Source organism: uncultured Campylobacter sp. (genome assembly GCF_938045205.1).
In the GTDB taxonomy this organism is placed as follows: Bacteria; Campylobacterota; Campylobacteria; order Campylobacterales; family Campylobacteraceae; genus Campylobacter_B.
On sequence record NZ_CALIMY010000002.1, the window covers coordinates 1 to 5841 of the forward strand.

Consider the following 5841-nt stretch of genomic DNA (forward strand, 5'->3'; position numbering starts at 1 on the left):
AGCGGGTTTTATAAAAATCTTGCCAAGCCATGAAATTTCAAGAAAATTCCACAGAATTCCGATAAGTTTTTTGAAATTTTACTATAGCAGAATCCGATCCATCGCGCGCATTAGATTTAGCATTTGAGCGTGTTCGAATACATCGTGCGTGCGGATGATCGCAGCGCCGTTTAAAGCGGCGATTTGGTGCAGATACAGCGAGCCTGCGAGCCTATCCGCGACCACAGAGGGGCTGTAAAAATCGATAACGCTCTTTCTGCTCGCGCCCACGAGCAGCGGGCAGCCGAAGTGTAAGAAATGCTGCAAATTTTTAATCAGCACCAAATTTTGCTCGGCGGTCTTGCCAAAGCCGATGCCCACGTCAAGGATGATCTTTTTAAGTCCCTCGCTTCGCAGCCGCTGCAAATTCTGCGCAAAAAACTCATCGATCTCGCCCATCAGATCGTCATATTTTGGTGCAAGCTGCATATTTTGCGGCTTTCCCTGCATGTGCATCAGCACGTAAGCGGCGTCGTAGCGAAGCGCAAGCGGTGCGAGAGCGAGATTTGCGCTGATATCGTTGATGATACTAAAGCCCCGATCTAGCGCAAATTCCAAACAATACTCATCGAAGCTATCGAGGCTAAATTTAGCCCTTTCGTGTAGACGCAGGCGGTAAATTTCGCTCACGACATCCTTTATGCGCGCAAACTCCTCATCTCTGCCGCAGTACTGGCTGCCCGGGCGCGAGCTCACGCCGCCGATGTCGATAATGGCGGCGCCTTGCTCGATCATATTTTCGATCTTGCAGATCGCCTCTTTTAGGTTTGCCGCGCGGCTTGCGGGGTTGAAGCTATCGGAGTTGATGTTTACTACGCCCATTATTTCGCAGCTTTGCGGCCTAGCAAATTTCTCGCTTAGAAATTTCGCGACCTCTTTTAGCCCGAAATCCTGCAGCGCTTCCTTTTGCGCCAAAGCCTCGATCTGGCGGTCATTTGCGATCAAAACCGCGTCCGTATCGTCGCGCCCTAGGATCACTTCTTCGTTGCACGCAAGCTCGGCGCCGATACTAAGGGCGTCTTGCTTTAAAATATTTGCCGCGGGCGCACGCAGATCTTTTAGATAGAAAAAGTTTAGCCGCGATTTTTTCTGCATTATCGCCCGCCCCGCATTTCGCACGCCGATACGCTCGCAAATCAGCGCAAAGTCGGCATCGTTTGAAATTTTATAAATTTTCATCTTTTCTCCTCGATCATCAACAGTAGCGGAGTAAGCACGGCCTGGGCTTTGGCGTTGTGCTCAGCGAGGTAGCTTAGGCGGTCAATGCGCTGCAATTCATCGCCGCTTAGCCTAACGCCCGCCTCGAAACACTCTAGCGCTATCTCGCCGATGAGTGCTTTTAGCGCCGTCTTATCCAGCTCGCCCTTGCGCTCCAGCGCAATCTGTGCATCGATAAACTCCACCGCCTCCTTTAGGCTTAGTCTGGCTAAATTTAGCCCAGTGCGGTATCTTGGCTTTCGCACGCAGAGATTTTGCACCACGAGGCGCGAGCGGATGGTAGGCAGCAGAGCGTTGATGAAAGGAGTGATCAGGAAAAACACCGTATTTTTAGGCGGCTCCTCTAAAATTTTAAGTAGGGCGTTTTGCGCCTCCTCACCGAATTTTGTAGCGGCGATGACGATGATCTTATCCTCGCGCTCGGCGACATAGGCTTCGTCAATGATCTTTCGCGCCTCGTCGATCTTAAGCTCAGTGCTTTCAAAAAACCTTAAATTTTTGCGCGGAATTTCGGCTAAAATTTTATCTTTAAAGCCCTCATAATCGTTTGTTAAAACGATCTGATTTATGATTTTCAAAGCACCACTTCGTCAAAAAGCACGGCGTCGATGCTTTTGTCTAAAATTTTAAAAAGCTGGATCAGTTTGAGATCCAAGCTCGGATCGCTCTCACTCATGTAGAAGCTGTTTTGCAGCCTCTCGTCAATGAGCCACAGATAGCTGTCCTCGTGGCTTTTGGCGATTTTGGCTAGCGGATGGTTGCCGTTGCCGATGTAAAAATATATAAAGCCGTTGGCAAACGCGAGGCTTAGCATATCGTTTAGCAGCAGCGCGTCCTCCAGGCTATTTACGCCGCCGCGGTAGAGTGATCGCAGCGAAAAAAACGGCAGCAGCGGGCGAGAGTTGGTAGAGGAGTTGATCTTTTTGATGATATATTCGCTAAACCAGCTTCGCTCATCGTCGCAGATGACGATGAAAGCAAAGCCGTCGTGGAGGAATTTTAGCTTTGATGCTAAAAGCGGCGTCCAGTCCTCCTTGCGATCCTCGAGCCACTCAAGTCCGGGCTCGGAGCGCATCGCCGTAACGCTCCAAGTGTGCAGATCCTGCATTATTTATCCAAATCGTAGGCTTTATGCAGCGCGCGCACGGCGAGCTCGCCGTATTTGGCCTCTACGATCATCGAAATTTTAATCTCGCTCGTGGAGATCATCTGGATATTTATCCCTTCGTCCGCAAGCGTCTTAAACGCCTTGCTGGCTATGCCGCTGTGGCTTTTCATACCTACGCCGACTAAAGAAACCTTTACGATGTCGGCGTCTGATTCGATAATGGAATTCGGATTTGGATTTACTTCTTTCATTACCCTATAGGCCGTTTCCAGCTCGTTTTGCGGCACGGTAAAGCCCAAATTAGTCTCGCCGTTTCGTCCGATATTTTGCACGATCATATCGACGTTGATCTCCTTGCTCGCAAGCGCGGAGAAAATTTCAGCCGCGACGCCGGGGCGATCCTCTACGTTTCTAATCGTGATTCTTGCTTGATTTTTATCCAGTGCAATGCCGCTAATTACCGCATCTTCCATCTTTTCTTCTCCTGTTATGAGTGTTCCTTCATGATCGTTAAAACTGCTTCGCGTCACCAAATTTACGTTTAATTTCTTCGCAAGCTCGACACTTCGATTTTGCAAAACCTTCGCTCCCAAGCTCGCAAGCTCAAGCATCTCGTCGTAACTGATGCGATCAAGCTTCTTAGCCTTTGGCTCGATGCGCGGATCGGTCGTATAAACGCCGTCCACGTCGGTGTAAATTTCACACAGATCGGCATTCAGCGCTCCTGCGACGGCGACTGCGCTAAGATCGCTCCCGCCTCGCCCGAGCGTAGTTACTTCGCCTGCGGTGCTGATACCCTGAAAGCCCGCGACGACGACGATTTTGCCCTGCTTTAACGCCTCTTGCATGCTTTTTGGATCGATCGAGACGATGCGTGCTTTTGTGTGAAAATTATCCGTCACGATGCCTGCGCCTCGCCCGCTAAACGCGATCGCAGCATAGCCCTTAGCATTTAGCGCGATAGCTAAAAGTGCGCTCGTGACGCGCTCGCCCGAGCTTAACAGCACATCCATCTCTCTGCCTATGGGAGTTTTAGTAAAAAATTCCGCCTGCTCGATGAGCTGATTGGTAACGCCGCTCATCGCAGAGACGATTACCGCGACATCGTGTCCTTCGTTTTTAGTCTTTATCACGCGCTGCGCGACCGCCTCGATCCGCTCTAGCGTACCGACGCTCGTACCGCCGTATTTTTGAACGATCAGCATTAAATGTAGCCCTCCTCCTTAAAATATTTTAAAACCGTCGCGTAAATCGGCTTTTTGAAGTGATTTACGTGCCTTAAAACCTCATTCGCGCCTACGAATTTAAATGCGTCGAACTCTGGAAGTTTAGTATTGATGTTTATATCGGCTAAGCTTCGCAATCTCACCAAAAAATACCTTTGAATTTGCCCGTCGTATGGGCGCATCTTTTGAGCTACCCCATCGGGAAAGTCGTAGCTAAGCCACTTCGGGCACTCAGCAATGATATCGACTTTGCTTGTTCCGATCTCCTCGCCTAGCTCTCTGCGAATCGCCATCTTAGGCGTCTCACCATCATCGATACCGCCTTGAGGAAACTGCCAAGCGCCTTTGATGTCGCTTCGTTGCGCGATTAAAATTTCGCAATTAAACGGATACGAGGGCGAAAGTACGATTGCAGCGACATTTGGTCTGTAATTTTTCTCTTTTTCCATCTCGTTTTCTCACAAAAAATTTCTCAAAATTCTACCTAAAAATATTAAAATTTGCGTTAAGAGGCTTAAAATTTATATAAATTTTCAAATTAATTCGCTAAATTTTGCGACGTAAATTTAGCCCATAGGACCGCCCTTGCACATCTACATCCACGTGCCGTTTTGCACCTCCAAATGCCCGTATTGCGCCTTTGGCTCTTTTAGCGATAAGTTTAGCCTCGTAAAAAGCTACTTTCGCGCGCTAGAGCTTGAGGTGCGCGACTTTTTGGCGAAAAATCCGCAAGCAAAAATTTCGACGCTTTTTATCGGCGGAGGCACGCCAAGTGCCGTGGATGCGGGGCTTTACGACGAAATTTTTGCGCTGCTCGCGCCGCGTTTTGCCGCCAAAGCCGAAATCAGTTCTGAAGCTAATCCGAACTCCGCTAGCCCCGCTTGGCTTAGGGCGATGCGAAAGCTCGGCGTAAATCGCATCAGCTTCGGCGCGCAGAGCTTCAACGACGCCAAGCTAAAATTCCTTGGTCGCGCGCACAGTGCGACGCAGATTTTTATGGCGGTGCAAAATGCCAAAGCAGCTGGCTTTGATAATATAAATTTGGATCTAATCTACGCGAGCAAATTTGACGATAAAAGGAATTTAAAATTTGAAATGGATGAGCTTGCGCGCTGCGAAGTGCCGCATCTAAGCGCCTATGCGCTAAGCCTTGAGGAAAACACGCCGTTTTTTGGGCGCGAAAGCTTTAAAAGAGAAAGCGCAGCTCTAGCTAAATTTCTCTTTGCCCTTGCGGCGGATAACGGCTTTAGCCAATATGAAATTTCAAATTTTGCCGCGCGCGGACTGCGCTGTAAGCACAATCTCGCCTACTGGCGCGGCGAGGATTACGCGGGATTTGGAGCATTTGCGGTCGGAACTAGCGCTCAGGTACGCCTTAGCTCGCCTAAAAATTTGCGAGATTACATTGCAGATCCGCTGCAAAAACAGTGCGAAGTTCTAAGCGCGCAGGATAAAAAGCTTGAGCGCATATTTCTCGGGCTGCGCTGTATTTTGGGCGTGGACGCGCAAATTTTAAACGCCGCGGAGCTAAGTAACGCGCAGCTGCTCGTGCGGGCAAAAAAGCTGAAATTCGGCGAGGGTAAATTTTATAATCCTAACTTTTTGCTCGCCGACGAGATTGCGCTTTTTATCACGCAAAGCAGCCAAAGCGGGCGCTAAATTTAAGATTAATGAAATTTTAGTTACAATACGCCACTTTTTACGTTAGGAAATTTTATGTTTGGTATCAGTATGCCTGAAATTACGGTCATTTTAATCATCGCGATAATCGTGCTGGGGCCCGAAAAGCTTCCAAAAGTACTAGTCGAGCTCGCGAAATACTTCAAAGTTATCAAAAAAACCATCAACGACGCAAAATCGAGCTTCGATCAAGAGCTTCGCATCGCCGAGCTCAAAGAGGACGCCAAAAAATATAAAGAGAGTATCACGCAAGCAAGCGAGGGCGTGCGCAAAAAGCTCACGTTTGAGGAGCTTGACGAGATAAAAGGCGGCATAGACTCGGTCAAAGAGACGCTAAATACGGGGCTAAAAGACGCGGAAAGCTCGTTTAAAGAAACGCTTAGCTCGGATGCCGCCAAAGATACGCTAAATTCCGCGGAAGTCTCGGCGCAAAAACAGAGCGAGACGGTAAATTTAAAGGCAAATTCGGGCGGAGAAAATTCCGCGCAAAGCTCCGCTGGCGCCGCAAACTCTATGCAAGGCTCCGCCCTCGGTGCAATGAATTCCGGAGCCGGAGACAAAAGCAAAAAT

Annotated in this window: 6 protein-coding genes and 1 pseudogene; 2 read left to right on the forward strand and 5 right to left on the reverse strand. The window is 48.9% G+C overall.

The genetic code is table 11. The annotated features are described in order from the left end of the window. Positions 1-81: 81 nt before the first annotated feature. Genes folP through Q0198_RS00065 form a run of 5 tightly spaced genes read right to left on the reverse strand, consistent with a single transcriptional unit; the run spans position 82 to position 4040 of the window. Positions 82-1218: a dihydropteroate synthase gene (gene folP / locus Q0198_RS00045; RefSeq protein ID WP_297893563.1), complete on the reverse strand. Its 1137-nt coding sequence runs from the start codon at positions 1216-1218 to the stop codon at positions 82-84. Beyond that, a complete protein-coding gene (locus Q0198_RS00050; RefSeq protein ID WP_297893566.1) occupies positions 1215-1835 on the reverse strand; it encodes a DNA polymerase III subunit delta' in 621 nt (206 codons plus the stop codon). Before Q0198_RS00050 ends, folP begins: the two co-directional genes overlap by 4 nt. Further along, positions 1832-2365, reverse strand: a complete 534-nt coding sequence (locus Q0198_RS00055; RefSeq protein WP_005873254.1) for a HobA family DNA replication regulator — start codon at positions 2363-2365, stop codon at positions 1832-1834. The genes Q0198_RS00050 and Q0198_RS00055 overlap by 4 nt, the downstream gene beginning before the upstream one ends. After that, positions 2365-3570, reverse strand: a complete 1206-nt coding sequence (locus tag Q0198_RS00060) for an aspartate kinase (protein ID WP_005873255.1) — start codon at positions 3568-3570, stop codon at positions 2365-2367. The genes Q0198_RS00055 and Q0198_RS00060 overlap by 1 nt, the downstream gene beginning before the upstream one ends. Further along, complete coding sequence (locus Q0198_RS00065; protein WP_005873256.1) at positions 3570-4040, reverse strand: RNA pyrophosphohydrolase; 471 nt, start codon at positions 4038-4040, stop codon at positions 3570-3572. Before Q0198_RS00065 ends, Q0198_RS00060 begins: the two co-directional genes overlap by 1 nt. A gap of 136 nt (positions 4041-4176) precedes the next feature. Between Q0198_RS00065 and hemW the strand changes: the two genes are divergently transcribed. Beyond that, positions 4177-5250 (forward strand): radical SAM family heme chaperone HemW, encoded by a 1074-nt coding sequence (hemW, locus tag Q0198_RS00070; protein ID WP_297893570.1) that lies wholly within the window; start codon positions 4177-4179, stop codon positions 5248-5250. A gap of 57 nt (positions 5251-5307) precedes the next feature. Then, positions 5308-5730: pseudogene (gene tatB / locus Q0198_RS00075) on the forward strand (Sec-independent protein translocase protein TatB); the annotation flags it as partial. Positions 5731-5841: the final 111 nt, after the last annotated feature.